This window comes from Labedaea rhizosphaerae (genome assembly GCF_004362825.1).
GTDB classification, from domain to species: domain Bacteria; phylum Actinomycetota; class Actinomycetes; order Mycobacteriales; family Pseudonocardiaceae; genus Labedaea; species Labedaea rhizosphaerae.
Genome location: NZ_SNXZ01000009.1, coordinates 36700 through 53999, shown reverse-complemented (window position 1 = coordinate 53999; position 17300 = coordinate 36700). Strand labels below are relative to the sequence as shown.

Annotated in this window: 19 protein-coding genes and 1 pseudogene; 17 read left to right on the top strand and 3 right to left on the bottom strand. The window is 71.5% G+C overall.

Going from position 1 to position 17300, the window contains the following annotated elements; translation table 11 throughout:
• Positions 1-20: 20 nt before the first annotated feature.
• Together EV186_RS35195 and EV186_RS35190 are read right to left on the bottom strand one after the other, a co-directional pair.
• A complete protein-coding gene (locus EV186_RS35195; RefSeq protein ID WP_133853859.1) occupies positions 21-860 on the bottom strand; it encodes an SDR family oxidoreductase in 840 nt (279 codons plus the stop codon).
• Positions 857-1045 carry a hypothetical protein gene (locus tag EV186_RS35190; protein WP_133853858.1) on the bottom strand — a complete coding sequence of 63 codons (189 nt, stop codon included), beginning with the start codon at positions 1043-1045 and terminating at the stop codon, positions 857-859. The genes EV186_RS35195 and EV186_RS35190 overlap by 4 nt, the downstream gene beginning before the upstream one ends.
• A gap of 145 nt (positions 1046-1190) precedes the next feature.
• Here EV186_RS35190 and EV186_RS35185 point away from each other — a divergent pair, with 145 nt between their 5' ends.
• From EV186_RS35185 to EV186_RS35175, 3 genes are all read left to right on the top strand, one after another.
• Positions 1191-1517: a putative quinol monooxygenase gene (locus EV186_RS35185; protein ID WP_133853857.1), complete on the top strand. Its 327-nt coding sequence runs from the start codon at positions 1191-1193 to the stop codon at positions 1515-1517.
• A 70-nt stretch (positions 1518-1587) separates the two neighbouring features.
• Positions 1588-2601 (top strand): non-homologous end-joining DNA ligase, encoded by a 1014-nt coding sequence (gene ligD / locus EV186_RS35180; RefSeq protein ID WP_133853856.1) that lies wholly within the window; start codon positions 1588-1590, stop codon positions 2599-2601.
• Between the two features lie 321 nt (positions 2602-2922).
• Positions 2923-3237 (top strand): hypothetical protein, encoded by a 315-nt coding sequence (locus EV186_RS35175; protein WP_133853855.1) that lies wholly within the window; start codon positions 2923-2925, stop codon positions 3235-3237.
• Here the strand turns inward: EV186_RS35175 and EV186_RS35170 are convergent.
• The gene (locus tag EV186_RS35170) at positions 3229-4020 is read right to left on the bottom strand and encodes an FHA domain-containing protein (protein ID WP_166659480.1); all 792 of its coding nucleotides are present in this window, start codon (positions 4018-4020) and stop codon (positions 3229-3231) included. The genes EV186_RS35175 and EV186_RS35170 overlap by 9 nt on opposite strands.
• A gap of 83 nt (positions 4021-4103) precedes the next feature.
• On the opposite strand from EV186_RS35170, the gene EV186_RS35165 reads away from it, so the two are divergent.
• The 14 genes and pseudogenes from EV186_RS35165 to EV186_RS35105 all read left to right on the top strand — a co-directional run bounded on the left by EV186_RS35165 (position 4104) and on the right by EV186_RS35105 (position 17230).
• Positions 4104-4583 (top strand): DUF3291 domain-containing protein, encoded by a 480-nt coding sequence (locus tag EV186_RS35165; RefSeq protein ID WP_133853854.1) that lies wholly within the window; start codon positions 4104-4106, stop codon positions 4581-4583.
• Positions 4584-4621: 38 nt separating this feature from the next.
• The gene (locus tag EV186_RS35160; RefSeq protein WP_133853853.1) at positions 4622-5746 is read left to right on the top strand and encodes a winged helix DNA-binding domain-containing protein; all 1125 of its coding nucleotides are present in this window, start codon (positions 4622-4624) and stop codon (positions 5744-5746) included.
• A 108-nt stretch (positions 5747-5854) separates the two neighbouring features.
• The gene (locus EV186_RS35155; RefSeq protein ID WP_133853852.1) at positions 5855-6616 is read left to right on the top strand and encodes a DeoR/GlpR family DNA-binding transcription regulator; all 762 of its coding nucleotides are present in this window, start codon (positions 5855-5857) and stop codon (positions 6614-6616) included.
• The gene (locus EV186_RS35150) at positions 6613-7557 is read left to right on the top strand and encodes a 1-phosphofructokinase family hexose kinase (RefSeq protein ID WP_133853851.1); all 945 of its coding nucleotides are present in this window, start codon (positions 6613-6615) and stop codon (positions 7555-7557) included. Before EV186_RS35155 ends, EV186_RS35150 begins: the two co-directional genes overlap by 4 nt.
• A gap of 40 nt (positions 7558-7597) precedes the next feature.
• Complete coding sequence (gene mtlA / locus EV186_RS35145; RefSeq protein ID WP_133853850.1) at positions 7598-8695, top strand: mannitol-specific PTS transporter subunit IIC; 1098 nt, start codon at positions 7598-7600, stop codon at positions 8693-8695.
• Positions 8692-9000 (top strand): PTS lactose transporter subunit IIB, encoded by a 309-nt coding sequence (locus EV186_RS35140; protein WP_133853849.1) that lies wholly within the window; start codon positions 8692-8694, stop codon positions 8998-9000. Before mtlA ends, EV186_RS35140 begins: the two co-directional genes overlap by 4 nt.
• Positions 8981-9193 (top strand): annotated as a pseudogene (locus EV186_RS40355) (PTS sugar transporter subunit IIA); the annotation flags it as partial. The gene EV186_RS35140 and the pseudogene EV186_RS40355, both read left to right, overlap by 20 nt.
• 56 nt (positions 9194-9249) lie before the next feature.
• Complete coding sequence (locus tag EV186_RS40350) at positions 9250-9426, top strand: PTS sugar transporter subunit IIA (RefSeq protein ID WP_243754475.1); 177 nt, start codon at positions 9250-9252, stop codon at positions 9424-9426.
• Positions 9427-9449: 23 nt separating this feature from the next.
• On the top strand, positions 9450-10490 hold the full coding sequence (locus EV186_RS35130) for a zinc-dependent dehydrogenase (protein ID WP_133853848.1): 1041 nt from the start codon (positions 9450-9452) through the stop codon (positions 10488-10490).
• 13 nt (positions 10491-10503) lie between these two features.
• Complete coding sequence (locus tag EV186_RS35125) at positions 10504-10818, top strand: HPr family phosphocarrier protein (RefSeq protein WP_133853847.1); 315 nt, start codon at positions 10504-10506, stop codon at positions 10816-10818.
• Positions 10811-12457 carry a phosphoenolpyruvate--protein phosphotransferase gene (ptsP, locus tag EV186_RS35120; protein WP_133853846.1) on the top strand — a complete coding sequence of 549 codons (1647 nt, stop codon included), beginning with the start codon at positions 10811-10813 and terminating at the stop codon, positions 12455-12457. The genes EV186_RS35125 and ptsP overlap by 8 nt, the downstream gene beginning before the upstream one ends.
• Positions 12458-12496: 39 nt before the next feature.
• Positions 12497-14014 carry a carboxylesterase/lipase family protein gene (locus EV186_RS35115; RefSeq protein ID WP_208115942.1) on the top strand — a complete coding sequence of 506 codons (1518 nt, stop codon included), beginning with the start codon at positions 12497-12499 and terminating at the stop codon, positions 14012-14014.
• Positions 14015-14111: 97 nt separating this feature from the next.
• Positions 14112-14846, top strand: coding sequence for an HAD family hydrolase (locus EV186_RS35110; RefSeq protein ID WP_133853845.1), 735 nt, complete (start codon positions 14112-14114; stop codon positions 14844-14846).
• Positions 14843-17230 (top strand): glycoside hydrolase family 65 protein, encoded by a 2388-nt coding sequence (locus EV186_RS35105; RefSeq protein ID WP_133853844.1) that lies wholly within the window; start codon positions 14843-14845, stop codon positions 17228-17230. The genes EV186_RS35110 and EV186_RS35105 overlap by 4 nt, the downstream gene beginning before the upstream one ends.
• Positions 17231-17300: the final 70 nt, after the last annotated feature.

The following is a 17300-nucleotide window of genomic DNA, read 5'->3' as shown; positions in this document are numbered from 1 at the left end:
GCACCCAAGCAGTTTGCGTGCTACCGCTCCGTCAGGGCGTGCGCCACGCGCCGTCGGGGCAGGCGCTCGGCGGCTTGCGCGGCCATCAGCATCAGACCACCGTCGACCACGTAGGACGATCCCGTGACGTAACCGGCGGCGGGGCTGGCCAGGAACGCCACGACGGCGGCGACTTCCTTGGCGTGGCCCGGACGCCCGAGCGGGAACCCCGGGCGGTCGCTGTCCTTGGGGTTCGTCTCGTGCTGGCCGGTCATGGGTGTGGCGATCTCGCCCGGCGCGACCGCGTTCACGGTGATGTCGTGCTCGGCGAGTTCCATCGCGAGCACCTTGGTGAACATGCCGAGCCCGGCCTTGGCCGCGCAGTAGGGCGCCGCGCCGACGCGCGGGATGTGCTCGTGCACGCTGGTGATGTTGATGATCCGGCCGCCGCGCCCGCCGGCGATCATGTGCTTGGCAGCGCGCTGCGCGCACAGGAACGCGCCGTCGAGGTCGACCGACAGCACGCCGCGCCAGTCGTCGAAGTCCATGTCCAGCACCGTGGTCGACGAGCCCGTGCCCGCGCAGTTGACCAGCACGTCCAGCCCGCCCAGCTCGTCGGCCAACTCGTCGATGACCGCGGCGCCGGCGGGCAGGTCGGTCAGGTCCAGCTGCCGGACGACGGCCGTGGCACCTGCCTCACGCACCTGCTTGGCGGTGTCCTCGGCGCCGTCCGCGTCGCGGTGGTAGGTGATCCCCACGTCGGCGCCACCGCCGGCGAGGGCCACCGCCGTCGCTGCGCCGATGCCCGAGTCCGAGCCGGTGACGATCGCGCGCAACGGCGCCCCCGCACGCTCCTCGGGCAGCGGCGTGGCGGCACTCACCGCGGTTCCTGGTCGAACGGCTGCTCCGGGGCGAACGGCCGCACGGCGGGGTCGTCGTCGGCGGGCGGCTCGGGGTCGTGCCACTCCTCGGCCCGCGTGGGCCGGTTGGCCTGCATCATCCCTCGCAGCTCGTTCTTGAGGGCGTCATCCTTGCGCGGGCCGTGCTGGTCGCTTTCCCTTGGCATGTCCGGCCTCCTCCCAGGTCGGGTTCCTTTCCGCCGGACGGGCTACCCGACGCCCGGCGTGGCAAACACCGCCGGTGCCCGGAATGCGTCAAAGTGAGACAGTGCAGAGGGGCGCGAGCAGGGCCGATCGGGCTAGGGTCAGCGCATGATCTTCATCGTCGTCAAGTTCACCGCGAAGCCGGAGCACGCCGACCAGTGGCTCGCGCGGGTCGACGAGTTCACGCAGGCCACGCGGGCCGAGCCCGGCAACCTCTTCTTCGAGTGGTCGCGCAGCGTCGACGACCCCAACACATTCGTGCTCGTGGAGGCGTTCGCCGACGGCGACGCCGGTGCCGCCCACGTCCAGTCCGACCACTTCAAGGCGGGCATCGCCACCTTGTCGTCGCTGGTCGCCAGCACCCCGCAGATCGTGAACGTCGAGGCGCCGGGCGACGGCTGGTCGGTCATGGCGGAGGTCCAGCCCACCGCATGAGCGAGCTTGCGAGCGAATCATCGGACACTGCGCCTCTGCGTATGCGGACTCCGAGCTTGCGAGGTGTCGCATGAGCGAGACAGCCGAGCCGGTCACGGTGGACGTGGCGGGCAGACAGATCACCGTGTCCAGCCCGGACAAGGTGTTCTTCACCGAGCGCGGCGAGACCAAGCTCGACCTGGTGCGCTACTACGAGGCGGTCGCCGGGCCGTTGTTGTCGGTGCTCGGCAACCGCCCGCTCATGCTCGAGCGCTACCCGCACGGCGCCGGTGAGAAATCCTTCTTCCAGAAGCGCGTGCCCAAGAACGCGCCGTCGTGGCTGCACACCGCCACGGTCAGCACACCCAACGGCACGTCGTCGGATGCGTTGGTGGCGGCCGACATCGCGCACATCGTGTGGGGTGTGAACCTCGGCTGCCTGGGCTTCCACGCGTGGCCCTACCGCGCCGACAACCTGGAGATCGCCGACGAGCTGCGCATCGACCTCGACCCGTCGCCCGGCATCGGGCTGCCCGAGGTGAAGCAGGCGGCGAAGCTCACCAAGGAACTGCTGGACGAGCTGGGCATCGAGGTCAACGTGAAGACCTCCGGCTCGCGCGGCCTGCACCTGTACGTCTTCCTCGAGCCGCGCTGGGACAGCTACCAGGTGCGCGCGGCCGCGGTGGCGCTCGCGCGGGAACTGGAACGCAGGCACGAGGACCTGATCACCGCGAAGTGGTGGAAGGAGGAACGCGGCGCCCGGGTGTTCGTGGACTTCAACCAGAACGCCCCGCACAAGACCGTTTTCGGCGCGTGGTGCGTGCGCCCGCGGGTGGGTGCGCAGGTGTCGACGCCGATCAGGTGGGACGAGGTCGACGACGTCGAGCCGGACCAGCTGACCATCGCGACCGTGCCCGGGTTGCTCGCCGAGCGCGGCGATCCGTGGGCCGAGGCGGTGGGGCGGCTGCAGACGATCGAGCCGCTGCTGGCGTGGTCGGAGCGCGACATGGCCGCCGGGCTGATGGACGCGCCCTGGCCGCCGGTCTACCCGAAACAGCCCAACGAGCCACCGCGGGTCGCGCCGAGCCGGGCCAAGAAGGCTTGAGCCACATCACACTGCGTAGGGAACACCGGGCCCGAGTTGCACGTTGAGTTGTGTGGTTGCTCCGGCAAGTACCCCGCCGCCGCGTCGATCCGGTCGGATCTTCTCCCCTCGGCCGACGCTGGGTCCGCGGGCGGGTTGGGGGCAATCAACCGTCGGCCGGGTCGATCCTCCCCCAAGTCCGGCCCGGCCGACGGCCTCTTTCGCCGTTCCCCGTTGGCGACAGCGAGTTTCTGAGACCGTGGTGTGGTGGTACGGCTCGCTGTCCTCATCCTGGTACTGGCGGCGCTTCCGGCGGCCGCCTGCGCCCCAATCACGTGCCACATGCCTGCGGATCAAGGCCCTTACGCGCGATTGGACGTGACGGCTTGGCGGGCCGCACACCCGAAGGCGCAGCTCACCGTGTGCCTGGACGCGCACTGCGCCGACCCGACCACCCGGCAGACCGTCGTCGACATCCAGGCCGGCCCGTTCACCCGCCACCCCGAACTGCCGATGACCCTTCACGTGACGGGGCCCGCGCTCGACGTGTCCGCCGTTGTCTGGTTGGCGCAGGTCAAACACGACGGCCCTTGCCCCTACACGGAATGGACCCGTGCGGTGACGCTCGACAAGCAGGGTCGCCTCAGCTCACGCTGACGGTTCGTCGAGCAGCCTCAGGTCCGGTGGCACCAGCGACGTCGAGAGCAGCAGTTCCTTCAACAGGTTGTCGTTCAACGCGTTGCCCACCGGCTCGCCCACCTCTTCGCGGGTCAACCCGGCGACTCCGTTGCGGGACAACCGGTTCCGCACGGCGGCGACCAGGTGCTCGACCTTCTTCACCGTCCAGCCCGCGTCCGGGCGCAGCTCGGCCAGCTGGTCGGCGGCCTGCCGCCAGGCCAGGGGTTGCGCGCGTGCCTCGTGCAGCAGGTAGCGCTGGCCCAGCACGACCAGCACCAGCCGTTCGTCCGGGGTGAGTTTCCAGATCCGGGGCGGTTGCGTCACGTCTTCGTGCCGCGACGACGGCCGCGTGCCGCTCGCTCCCGTCACGTAGATCTCGAGCAGGTGTTCCCGGCCGCGCGAGCCGCGCACGAACAGCGGTGTGTAGCCCTCGCCGAGCGGGACCGGCTCCTCGTTCGGGAACAGCAGCCGCGACTCGGGCATGCGCACCGGCAGCCGCCCGGTGGTGGAAAGCCACCAATGGGCGTCGTGGAAGATCAGCGTTCCGTGGCGGCGGCTGATCTTCGGGTCGTCCTCACCGAGGCACACGTGCACGTCGGGTTTGTTGCGGCCGAAGACGATGGTGCGACCGGCCTTCGGGCTCATCGTCACACCGCCCACAGTGGACAGTGCGTAGAGCGTGCCCGAAGACGTCGACGGCACGCCGTAGGCGAGGCTGTGGTGCTCGGATGGCAGCCGTTTGCCGCCTTCTGGTTCTCTCACCGCCCACCCCCGGGTCCGTGTCGTCGCGTACTGCGACACAGTACCGACGCGCTGCAGGGCAGGCGGACTCCTAGGCTGCCCTCATGGCCGGCCACCAACTCGCGCAGGTGAACGTCGCGCGGCTGCGCCACCCCGTCGACGATCCGCGCCTGCGCCCGTTCTTCGACGCGCTCGCCCGGGTGAACAAGGCCGCCGACGCCGCCCCGGGTTTCGTGTGGCGCCACCAGGACCCGAACGGTCACCTGCGTGGCGGCACGCTGCTCGGCGACGACCGGATGGTGATCAACATGTCGGTGTGGGAGTCCTACCCCGCCATGCACGCGTTCGTGTACCGCGCGATCCACGGCCGGTACCTGCGCCGCCGCGCGGAGTGGTTCGAGCGGGTCGCGCCGCCGTACATCGCGCTGTGGTGGGTGCCCGAAGGCACCAGGCCGACACCGGAAGACGCGTTGACCCGCTGGCGGTACTTGTGCGCGCACGGCCCGACGCCGCAGGTCTTCACGGTGCGGACCCGCTTCGACGAACACGGCCGGCGCGAGCGGGTCACCCCGCCGCCACGCTGACCGGCCCGCGTCCGGACGGTGACGCCTAGGCTTTCGCCATGGCGGCGCTCACCTGGACTGAGGTGGCCGGACGGCGGCAGGCCCGCCACGGTCTTCTCAAGCCGCACGGTGACCTCGCTTCGGCCGCCGCCGCGATGTGCGGAGTGCACGCCCAGGTGATGTCGGCGGCCGAGGTGTCGCTCGGCTTGCGGGTCGCCGGGGTGACACGATCGGACGTGCGCGCGGCGGTGCACGGCTCGCTGGTCAAGACGTTCGGTCCACGGGGCACGGTGCACCTGCTCCCGGCCGCCGACCTTCCACTGTGGACGGCCGCACTCGGGGCCGTGCCGGCCGCGGGTTCGCAGGCGGTGGGCGTGCGGCTGGCGCCCGAGCAGCTCGACGCGGTGGTCGCGGCGATCGGCACCGCCCTGGACGGTGCGGCGTTGACGATCACCGAGCTGGACGCGGTCGTGGTCAGGTCGGTCGGCGCGTGGGCGGGCGAGCGGACGATGCCGGCGTTCGGCGGGTTCTGGCCGCGCTGGCGCCAGGCCGTCGAGGTCGCCGCCCACCGCGGCGTGCTGTGTTTCGGGCCGAACCGAGGTCGCACGATCACCTACACGCGCCCCGCTCCCGGCGACCCGGTGGCGCCGGACGCCGCCGTGACCGAGCTCGTGCGCCGGTACCTGCGGTCGTACGGACCCGCGGCGCCCGAGCACTTCGCGCGGTGGCTGGCCGCGCCCCGCACGTGGGCGAGTGACCGGTTCGCCGAGACCGAGCTGGAACCGGTCACCGTCGAGGGCGTCGCGCTGTGGCAGCTCCCCGGTGACGGCGCGGTGGCCGAACCGGCGGAGTTGTCGCTGCTGCCGTACTTCGACCCGTATGTCGTGGGCGGGCAACCGCGGGAGCTGCTGTTCCCCGGCGCGGCGGCGAAGCGCGCGCTCAACCGCACCGGTCAGGCGGGCAACTTCCCGGTCGTGCTCGCTCACGGCACCGTGGCCGGGGTGTGGCACCTCAAACGCTCGGGCAAGCGGGCGACGGTGACCGTCGAACCGATCGGCCGGTTCCCGGCGCTTCGGCGCGCGGCAGTCGAGCGCGAGGCGGCGAGGATCGCCGCGGTGGTCGAGGCGTCCATCGAGTCCATGGACGTGGTGATCGGCGAGGTCACCGTCGGCCCGCACGCCTGACCAACCAAAGCCACACATTCAGAAGCAAAACCATGGATGAACCCTTGCGTCACCCACAAGTGGCTATTAACCTCACACGAACCAACATTGAAACACAGGTGAAACCACATGTATGCCGAGGAACGCCAGCAGCAGATCCTGGCGCTGGCGCGTGCCGCGGGCCGGGTCGACGTCGCGGCGCTGGCCGCCGAGTTCGACGTCACCTACGAGACCGTCCGCCGTGATCTCACCGCGCTGGAGCGCCACGGCGTGCTGCGCCGGGTCCACGGTGGCGCGATCCCGGTGGAGCGCCTCGGTTTCGAGCCCGAGGTGGCCGCCCGCGACGCGGTGATGACCGCGGAGAAGGAGCGGATCGCGAAGGCGGCGATCGCCGAGGTACCTGCCGAGGGCGCGATCCTGCTCGACGCGGGCACCACCACCGGGCGGCTGGCCGAGCAGTTGCCGACCGACCGCACGCTCACCGTGGTCACGAACTCCCTGCCGATCGCCATGACGCTGTCCGCCCGCACCAACATCACACTGATGCTGGTCGGCGGCCGGTTGCGTGGGCGCACGCTGGCCGGAGTGGACGACTGGGCGTTGCGCGCGCTCGCCGACACCTTCGTCGAGGTGGCGTTCATGGGCACCAACGGCTTGTCCGTGGAGCGCGGCCTGACCACGCCGGACACCTCCGAGGCCATGGTCAAGCGCGCATCGATCGCGGCGGCGCGGCGTGTGGTGCTGCTCGCCGACCACACGAAGGTCGGCAACGACCACTTCGCCCGGTTCGGCGGGCTCGACGACGTGGACACGTTCATCACCGACACCGGGGTGGACAAGCAGGTCGCGGGCGACATCGAGACGGCAGGGCCCCGGGTGGTGATCGTGTGATCGTGACGGTGACGGTCAACCCGAGCCTGGACCGCACGGTCGAGGTGCCCAGCCTGGAGCGCGGCGCGGTGCTGCGTGCCGTGGCCGGGCACCTCGACGCGGGCGGCAAGGGGGTCAACGTCACGCGTGCGCTCACCGCCCACGGTCACGCGTCGGTCGCGGTGCTGCCGGTCGGCGGCCCGGTCGGCCGGCAGCTGGTGGAACTGCTTGTCGCGCAGGACATCCCGGTCGACGCCGTGCCGATCGCCGGGGCCACCCGCAGCAACGTGAGCATCGTCGAGCCGGACGGCACGGTCACCAAGATCAACGAGCCGGGCGCGGCGCTCACCGGCGAAGAACAGGCCTTCCTGCTGGCCGCCATCCGTGCCCGCGCCACGGGCTTGTCGGCGGCGAGCTGGGTGGTCGGCGCGGGCAGCCTGCCCCCGGGCACGCCCACGAGCTACTACGCCGACCTGACCCGCGCGCTGCCCGGCGCCCGGGTCGCGATCGACACCAGTGGGCCCGCCTTGGTCGAGGCGGTCAAGGCCGGGCCCGCGGTGGTCAAACCCAATCGCGAAGAGCTGGCCGAGGCGGCCAGCGGCGACATCGCGACCCTCGGCGACGTCGTGGCCGCGGCGCAGGCGTTGCGCGGTCTGGGCGTGGGCGCGGTGCTGGCCAGCCTCGGCGCGGACGGCGCCGTGCTGGTCGGCGAGCACGGTGTCTGGCACGGCGAAGCGGCGGCGGTGCCGCGCAGCTCGGTCGGCGCGGGCGACGCGTTGCTGGCCGGATTCCTCGCCGCGGACGGACACGGGCCGAGCGCCTTGGCCGAAGGCCTCGCCTGGGCGGCGGCGGCGGTGTCCCTGCCGGGCAGTCGCATGCCGTGCCCGGCCGACCTGCGGCGCGCGGATGTGCGCGTGCACGACACCCCTGATCTCGCTCGGCGCCTTGGCGAGCGCGGCTGATCTCCTCCACTCCACCCCTTGGTCCCCCGGGAGGCGAGCTATGACAACCACCGACACCGTCGAACAGGAGAGTCGCGGCGAGCGGCTTCGTGCGTCGGTGCAACGCTTCGGCGGGCACCTGGCCGGGATGGTGATGCCCAACATCGGCGCGTTCATCGCGTGGGGGCTGATCACGGCGCTGTTCATCCCGAGCGGCTGGATCCCCAACGCGACGCTCAACGAGCTCGTCGACCCGATGAAGCTCTACCTGTTGCCGCTGCTGATCGGCTACACCGGCGGACGCCTGGTACACGGCCAGCGCGGCGCGGTGGCCGGTGCGGTCGCCACGATCGGCATCGTCGTCGGCGCGGACATCCCGATGTTCCTGGGCGCGATGATCATCGGCCCGCTGGCGGCGTTCCTGGTGAAGCTCTTCGACAAGGGCGTCATGCACCGGGTTCGGTCGGGTTTCGAGATGCTGGTCGAGAACTTCAGCCTCGGCATCATCGCCGGGGCCATGGCGATCCTGGGCCGCCTCGTGATCGGCCCGGTGGTCCGGACGCTCACCACCGGGCTGGGCAACGGGGTGCAGTGGCTGATCGACCAGCACCTGCTGCCGATCGCGTCGGTGCTGATCGAACCGGCCAAGGTGCTGTTCCTCAACAACGCCATCAACCACGGCGTGCTGAGCCCGATCGGCGTCGCCCACGCGAGCACCGACGGCAAGGCCATCGAGTTCCTGATGGAACCGAACCCCGGTCCTGGTTTCGGGATCCTGTTGGCCTGCTTGATGTTCGGGCCGCGGCTGATGCGGGCGTCGGTGCCGGGCGCGATGGTGATCCAGTTCCTCGGCGGCATCCACGAGATCTACTTCCCGTACGTGCTGGCCAAGCCGCGGCTCATCCTGGCCGCGATCCTCGGCGGGGCCGCGGGTGTGCTCACGTTCATGCTCACCGACGCGGGCCTGACCGCGCCGCCGTCGCCGGGCAGCATCTTCGCCATCCTCGCGGTGACCCCGAAGGGCGGGTTCGTCGGCGTGATCCTCGGGATCGTGATCGCCGCGGCGGTGTCGTTCGCGGCGTCGGCGGTGCTGCTCGGGTTCGGCCGCGGTGAACGGCAATCCCTCGAAGACCCCCAGGTGGAGGCGACACGAGCATGACCAGCATCGACGGCGCACAGATCAAGAAGATCGTGGTGGCCTGCGACGCGGGGATGGGCAGCAGCGTGCTGCTGACCTCCCAGCTGAAGAAGTCGCTGAAGAAGTACGCGGTGGTCGTGGAGCACAGCGCGGTCAACCACATCCCGGCCGACGCGGATCTCGTGCTCTGCCAGCAGCAACTGGTCACCCGGGCCCGCACCACGGTGCCGGACAAGGTGGTGCTCGGGTTCCAGATGTTCCTGGGCGACCCGGTGTTCGCGAAGGTGGAGAAGGCGATCAAGGACGGTGGGAACCTTGGCGACTGACCCGGTCCTGACCGCCGACTGCGTCCACTTGGGACTGGCCGCGGCGGACAAGGCGGACGCGATCGCCCAGTGCGGCAAGGTGTTGCTGGCCGCGGGTGCGGTCGACGAGCCCTACCTAGCCGCGATGCACGAGCGGGAAACCGTCGTCAGCACCTACATCGGCGAGCAGGTCGCGATCCCGCACGGCACCGACGGCGCACGCGTGCACGTCAAGCAGACCCGCCTCGGTTCCTGCAGTTCCCCGACGGCGTGGACTGGGGCGGCAACGACGTGCGGGTGTGCATCCCGATCGCGTCCAGCGGCGACGAGCACGTCCAGTTGCTCTCCGCGCTGGCCACGGTGCTGCTGGACCCGGAGAAGGCCCGAACCCTGCGGGAGGCGTCCGTTGTGGACGACGTGCTCGCGCTGCTCAACCCCGTTGAATGAACGCTGCCGAGGAGGAGTCCCGCATGAAGGTCGCCCGCTTCTACGCGCCCGGTGACGTCCGGATCGAGGACGCGCCCGAGCCGTCGCCCGCGGCGGACGAGCTGAAGATCAAGGTGCACAACACCTCCACGTGCGGCACGGACGTGAAGATCTACCGCTTCGGCCACCCGAACATCGTGCCGCCGCGGGTGATCGGGCACGAGATCGCGGGCGAGGTGGTCGAGGTCGGCGCGAACGTGACCGGCTGGCAACCCGGCGACCGGGTTCAGGTCATCGCCGCGATCCCGTGCGGGCGTTGCGACGAGTGCAAGCGCGGGTGGATGACGATCTGCCCCAACCAGCTCTCGATGGGCTACAACTTCGAAGGCGGCTTCGCCGAGTACATGGTCGTGCCCGAGAACGTGTTGCGGGTCGACGGGCTGAACCGGATCCCCGACGGCGTTTCCTACGCGGAGGCCTCGGTGGCCGAGCCGCTCGCGTGCGTGCTCAACGGCCAGGAACTCGCCAGCGTCCACGAGGGCGACACGGTCGTGGTGGTCGGCGCGGGCCCGATCGGGTGCCTGCACGTGCGGCTGGCCCGAGCGCGTGGCGCTGCGGCGGTGTACCTGGTCGAGCTGAACCGGGCCCGCCTGGACATGGCGGCCGCGCTGGTCGGGCCGGACGCGGCGATCTGCGGCGCGGAGACCGACGCCGTGGACGAGGTCAAGAAGCTCACCGATGGCCGCGGCGTCGACGTGGTGATCACGGCGGCCGCGTCGGGCAAGGCACAGGAAGAGGCGCTGCAGATGGTCGCGCGGCGCGGGCGGCTGAGCTTCTTCGGCGGGCTGCCCAAGGACAACCCGACGATCACGCTGGATTCCAACGTCGTGCACTACCGCGAGGTGACGATCCTCGGCGCGAACGGGTCGAGCCCGGCGCACAACAAGCGGGCCCTGGAGCTGATCGCGTCAGGCGCGGTGCCGGTCGACGACCTCATCACCCACCGCATGCCGCTGACCGAGGTGCTCGCGGCCATCGACACGGTCGCCAAGGGTGAAGCCATCAAGGTGACCATCGAACCCTGAACGGGAGTAGCGCATGGCGCAACAGCGTGTGATCGTGGGATCCCGCAGCGGCCTGCACGCGCGGCCGGCGGTGCTCGTCGCCGAGGCGGCGGCGCGCCAGCCGGTGCCGGTGTCCATCGGCCGGCCGGGTGGGCCGGTGCTCAACGCGGCGAGCACGCTGGCGTTGATGACCCTGGGTGCGAAAGCGGGTGACGAAGTGGTGCTCAGCGCCGAAGGTGACGAGGGCGAGGCCGCGGTCGCGGCGGTGGCCGCCCTCGTCGAGGCCGACCTCGACGACCCCGGACAGCCCAGCCGGCCCGACAAGCCCGAACAGCCGAGTCATGCCTGAGCGGCTGACCGGCTACCCGGCGAGCCCAGGGGCGGTCACCGGACCGGCAGCACGGCTGGGTGAGCCGCCGAGCCTGCCGGACACGAAACCGGCGGTCACCGATCCGGCCGCTGAGCTGGCCCGGGCACGCGATGCCCTCGCCACCGTGGCCGAGGAGTTGCAGCGCCGGGCCGAGGGCAAGCCGAAGGACGTCGCCGACGTGCTGTTCACCCAGTCGGTGATGGCCAAGGACCCCGGTCTCGACCAGGCCGTCCAAGCGGCGATCAGCGCGGGCACCCCGGCCCCGTGGGCGATCCGCGAGGAGCTGGCCGGCTACCAGGACGCGTTGCGGGCGGCCGGTGGCTACCTGGCCGAACGGGTCGCGGACCTCGACGACATCGGCGACCGGGCCCTGGCGGTCCTGCTGGACGCGCCGATGCCGGGCCTGCCCGATCCCGGCCACCCGTACGTGCTGGTGGCGGGCGACCTGTCCCCCGCCGACACGGCGACGCTGGACCCGGCGAAGGTGCTGGCGATCGTCACCGAGCGGGGCGGCCCGACCAGTCACACGGTGATCCTCGCGCGCTCGCTCGGGCTGCCCGCGATCGTCGCCTGCCCCGCCGCGAAGTCCATTGTGGATGGTCAGGTGCTGGCCGTGGACGCCGTCGCCGGCACGGTCACGGTGGACCCGTCCGCCGACGAGATCGCCCGGCTGCAAGCGGGCGAGCAGGCCCGGGTGGCGGCGCTGAGCACGACGAGCGGGCCGGGTCGCACCCTGGACGGCCACCCGGTGAAGCTGCTGCTCAACGTCGGCGCGGAAGGCGCGGGCTTCGAGCCGGTCGCGGCCGTCGACGCGGAGGGCGTGGGCCTGTTCCGCACGGAGTTCCTGTTCCTGGACGCGGAGACCGCGCCGGGCGTGGAGGAGCAGGAAGCGGTGTACCGGCGGCTGTTCGAGGGGTTCGCCGGTCGCCCCGTGGTGGTGCGCACCCTCGACGCGGGCGCGGACAAGCCGTTGAAGTTCGTGGCCTTCGACGACGAGCCGAACCCGGCGCTGGGCGTGCGCGGCTACCGCACGGCGACGAAGTTCCCGGAGCTGCTGGGCGCGCAGCTGACCGCGATCGCCCGGGCCGCGGCGGCCACCGGCGCGCAGGTCCAGGTGATGGCGCCGATGGTGGCCACGGCGGTCGAAGCGCGGCGGTTCGTCACCGCGGCGCACGAGCACGGGATCGCCTCGGCCGGGGTGATGATCGAGGTGCCGGCCGCGGCGTTGCGGGCCCGGGAGCTGCTGGCCGTGTCCGACTTCGTCAGCATCGGCACCAACGACCTGTCGCAGTACACGTTCGCCGCCGACCGGATGCTGGGTGCGCTCGGCGAACTGCTCGACCCGTGGCAGCCGGCGTTGCTGCAGTTGGTCGCGCTGGTGGCCCACGCGGGCGCGGAGACCGGGAAACCGGTCGGCATCTGCGGTGAGGCGGCGGCCGACCCGGTGCTCGCGCAGGTGTTCGCCGGCATGGGCGTGACGAGCCTGTCGATGGCGCCCCCGGCGGTGGCCGCGGTGCGGGCCGGGTTGCGCACCCGCACCCTGGCCGAGTGCCGGGACGCGGCCGAACGCGTGCTCACGGCCACGACCCCCGAGCAGGCCCGCGCCGTCCTCGGCTAGCCGATTCGCCCGTAGTGGGACGGGCTCGCCGGTCGTAAGGTGACGAACGAGATCACCGACCAGGAGGCGTGCATGGCACCGATCGTCGAGCTGGCGCAGGGCGCGCTCCGCGGCAAGGAAATCCCCGAGGGCGCGGTGTTCCTCGGCGTCCCCTACGCCGCGCCGCCGGTCGGTGCACTGCGGTTCCGCGAGCCCGCGCCGGTCGAGCCGTGGCAGGGCGTGCGGGACGCGACCGACTACAGCGCCACCGCGCCCAAGCCGCCGTACGCCAAGCCGTTCGACCGGCTGCTCGACGACCCGGTGAAGAAGGGCGACGACTACCTCACGGTCAACTTGTGGACGCCGGACCCGGACGCCGCGGGTCTGCCGGTGATGGTCTGGATCCACGGCGGCGCGTTCCGCAACGGCTCGAACATGGTGCCGTGGTACGACGGCGCCGCGTTCGCGCGTGACGGCGTCGTGCTGGTCAGCGTGAACTACCGGCTCGGGGTCGAGGGGTTCGCGTTGTTCCCGGACGCGCCACCCAACCGCGGCATCCTCGACCAGCTCGCGGCGCTGGAATGGGTGCGCGACAACGTGTCCGCGTTCGGTGGCGACCCGGCGCGGGTGACGATCTTCGGTGAGTCCGCGGGCGGGATGAGCGTGACCACCCTGATGTCGTTGCCGCAGGCGCAAGGGCTGTTCCGCGGCGTGATCGCGCAGAGCGGCGCCGGGCACACCGTGGCCAAGGCCGAGGACGCGCGCCTGGTCACCGGTGAGCTGGCCGCGATGCTCGGGGTCGAGCCGACGGCCGCGGCGGTCGCCGAGGTCGACCGCGACCACCTCGTGGACACGCAGGCCGCGCTCGCCATGGAGCTGACCCGCAATCCAGACCCGGGCCGGTGGGGTCCGTCGGTGGTGGCCTCGACGATGGCGTTCCTCCCGGTCCAGGACGGCACCGTCATCGCGCGGCGCCCGGTGGACGCGATCGCCGACGGCGCCGGGGCGGACGTGGCGTTGATGACCGGGACGACCGCGCACGAGTTCCGGTTCTTCCTGCAGCCGGTGGGCCTGATCGACGCGATGAGCGCCGACGGGTTGCGGGCGTGGGTCACCGCGCGCGGCTGGGACCCGGCGATCATCGACGCGTACACGGCCGCGGTGCCCGGCTCGTCGCCCGGCGACGTGCTGGCCGCGTTGCGCACCGACTCGTTCTTCCGGGTGCCCGCGGCGCGGCTGGCCGAGGCCCACAGCGAGGCACCCGCGCCGACCTACCTGTACGAGTTCACGTGGGAGACCCCGTTGGCGGGCATGGGTTCCTGCCACGCGCTGGAGATCCCGTTCGTGTTCGACGGGCTCGCCGGGGCGCAGGGCCGGCCGTTGTACGGGGACGACCTGCCCCAGTCGCTCGCGGACGCGATGCACGGTGCGTGGGTGGCCTTCGCCAAGGACCTGGACCCGGGCTGGACGGCTTTCGATCCGGACAAGCGCACCACGATGGTGTTCGGCCGTCCGGAGACCGGGCCCGTCCAAGATCCGCACGCGGCGCTCGACCCCTTCTGGCAGGGCGTCGTCTGACGCTGTTCGCGCTGGTCAGCGCGGCCGTCGCCGAGCGGGCGGGCAAACCGCAGCCCCCTATGGGGAACCCACCCGATCGGCGGTACCGTGCACACCCATGATCGGGCTGCCTGACGCAATCACGGCCTGCTTGTTCGACCTCGACGGCGTACTCACCGGCACGGCCGTGCTGCATCGCGAGGCGTGGAAGCAGACCTTCGACTCCTTCCTGCGCCAACGCGACGGTGAAGGCTTCCGCGAGTTCACCGACCGCGACTACGCCGAGTACGTGGACGGCCGGCCGCGGGCGGACGGGGTGCGGGAGTTCCTGCGCTCGCGGGGCATCACGCTGCCCGAGGGCACGCCGGACGACCCACCGGACGCCGAGACCGTCAACGGGGTTGGCAACCGCAAGAACGTGTTGCTGCTCAAGGTCATCGATGAGCGGGGCGTGGACCCCTACCCCGGCTCGGTGCGGTACCTGGACGCCGCCCGCGACGCCGGGTTGAAGATCGCGGTGGTCACCTCCTCGGCCAACGGCGAGCAGGTGCTCGACGTCGCCGACCTCAGCAAGTACGTGCAGGCCCGGGTCGACGGCGTGGTCATCCGCCGCGACGGCCTGCGCGGCAAGCCCGCGCCCGACTCGTTCCTGGCCGGGGCCAAAGCGCTGGGTGTGGAACCGGCCAACGCGGCGGTGTTCGAGGACGCCCTGTCCGGTGTGCAGGCGGGCCGGGCCGGCGCGTTCGGTTACGTGGTCGGTGTGAATCGTGCCGACCAAGCCGAGCAACTCCGGGCGCACGGCGCCGATGTAGTGGTCGACGACCTCGCCGAGCTGCTGGAGGACCGATCGTGACGCAGGGACCCCTGGGCTACCAGATCCACCCGTGGGAGCTGCGCTGGCGCGGCTTGTCCATCAGCCAGCTCGAGCGCACCGAGTCGACGTTCGCCCTGTCCAACGGGCACATCGGCATCCGCGGCACGCTCGAGGAGGGTGAGCCGGTCGGGCTGCCCGGCACCTACCTCAACGGCTTCTACGAAAACCACGAGCTGCCCTACGCCGAGGCGGGCTACGGCTACCCGGAGTCCGGGCAGACGGTCGTGAACGTCACCGACGGCAAGATCATCCGGCTGCTGATCGAGGACGAGCCGCTGGACATGCGTTACGGCACGGCCCGCCACCACGAGCGGGTGCTCGACTTCCGGGCGGGCACGCTGTCGCGGGTCACCGAGTGGGAGTCGCCGACCGGGCGCGTGGTGCGGCTCAAGTCGACGCGGCTGGTGTCGTTCACCCAGCGCGCGATCGCCGCGATCCGCTACGAGGTCGAGCCGATCGACGGGCAGTCGATGCAGGTGGTCGCCCAGTCCGACCTGCTGGCCAACGAGCCGATCGAGGCCGACCGCTCCGGTGACCCCCGGGTGGCGGCCGCGTTGCAGGCGCCGCTGGTCGGGCAGTTCGCGCAGGCCGAGGGCTACCGGGCGGTGCTGGTGCACCAGACCCGCAACTCGGGTCTTCGGGTGGCCGCGGCGATGGACCACGAGATCGACGTGCAGGACGGGCTGCGCACCCGCGTGCACGCCGAGGAGGACCTGGGCCGGCTGACCGCCGCGGCCGAGGTCGCCGCCGACGGCAAGCTCGTCATCACCAAGTACCTGGCCTACGGGTGGTCGGCGCAGCGTTCGGCGCCGGCGTTGCGCTCGCAGGTGGAGGCCGCGCTCGCCGGCGCGCACCAGACCGGGTGGGACGCGTTGCTGGCCGAGCAGCGGGAGTACCTGGACAACTTCTGGGCGTCGGCGGACGTGGAGATCGAGGGCGACCCGGAGTTGCAGCAGGCGCTGCGGTTCGCGCTGTTCCACGTGCTGCAGGCCGGGGCCCGCGGTGAGACGCGCGCGATCGCGGGCAAGGGCCTGACCGGCCCCGGCTACGACGGGCACGCCTTCTGGGATACCGAGACGTTCGTGTTGCCGCTGCTGACCTACACGGTGCCCGATTCCGCGCGGGACGCGTTGCGGTGGCGGCACGCGACGTTGCCGCTGGCGCGGGAGCGGGCGATCCAGCTCGGGCAGGCCGGGGCCGCGTTCCCGTGGCGCTCGATCAACGGCGCGGAGTGCTCGGCGTACTGGCCGGCGGGCACGGCGGCGTTCCACGTGTCCGCCGACATCGCCGACGCGGTGGCGCGGTACTACAACGCGACGCTGGACCACGACTTCGACGCCGAGTGCGGCACGGAGATCCTGGTGGAGACCGCGCGGCTGTGGAACTCCCTGGGCCACCACGACCAGCACGGCGGGTTCCGCATCGACGGGGTCACCGGGCCCGACGAGTATTCGGCCATTGTGGACAACAACGTCTACACGAACCTGATGGCGCAACGGAACCTGCGGGAGGCGGCCGACGCGTGCGACCGCAACCCGGACCGCGCGAAGGCGTTGGACGTCACCGCGGACGAGGTCGCGTCCTGGCGTTCGGCGGCGGACAAGATGCTGATCCCCTACGACGACGACCTCGGGGTGCACCCGCAGGCGGAGGGCTTCACCGAGCACCTGGACTGGGACTTCGCCGGCACCCCGGAGGAGAAGTACCCGCTGCTGCTGCACTTCCCGTACTTCGACATCTACCGCAAGCAGGTGGTCAAGCAGGCCGACCTGGTGCTGGCGATGTTCCTGCGCGGGGACGCGTTCACCCCGGAGCAGAAGCTGCGCAACTTCGACTACTACGAGGCCCGCACCGTGCGGGACTCGTCGCTCTCGGCGTGCACGCAGGCGGTGCTGGCCGCGGAGGTCGGGCACCTGGACCTGGCGTACGACTACCTCGCCGAGGCGGCCCTCACCGACCTGCACGACCTGCACAACAACGTCCGCAACGGCCTGCACATGGCGTCGCTGGCCGGTGCCTGGTCCTCGGCGGTGTCCGGGTTCGGCGGCATGCGCGACTACGGCGGCACGATCTCGTTCGCGCCCCGGCTGCCGGCGGCGTTGTCGGGCATGACGTTCCGGATGGTCTACCGGGGCACGCACTTCAAGGTCTCGGTCTCGCGCACGGAGGCGACCTACGAGTTGCTGTCGGGTGCGGAGCTGGAGACCACGCACCACGGCGAGAAGCTGACGATCAGCGAGAAGCCGGTGTCGCTGGCCATCCCGGAGCTCGAGGACCGGACCCCGCCGCGGCAGCCCCCGGGCCGCGAACCGGCGCGCCGGGTTCCGTTGGACGGCAACACGGAGGCCAACACCCCTCGATGAGGGTGACCTGATCGCGTTTCGTGCCAAGGCCTCGCTCTCCTCGACCGTTCGGGGAGAGCGAGGCCCTTCG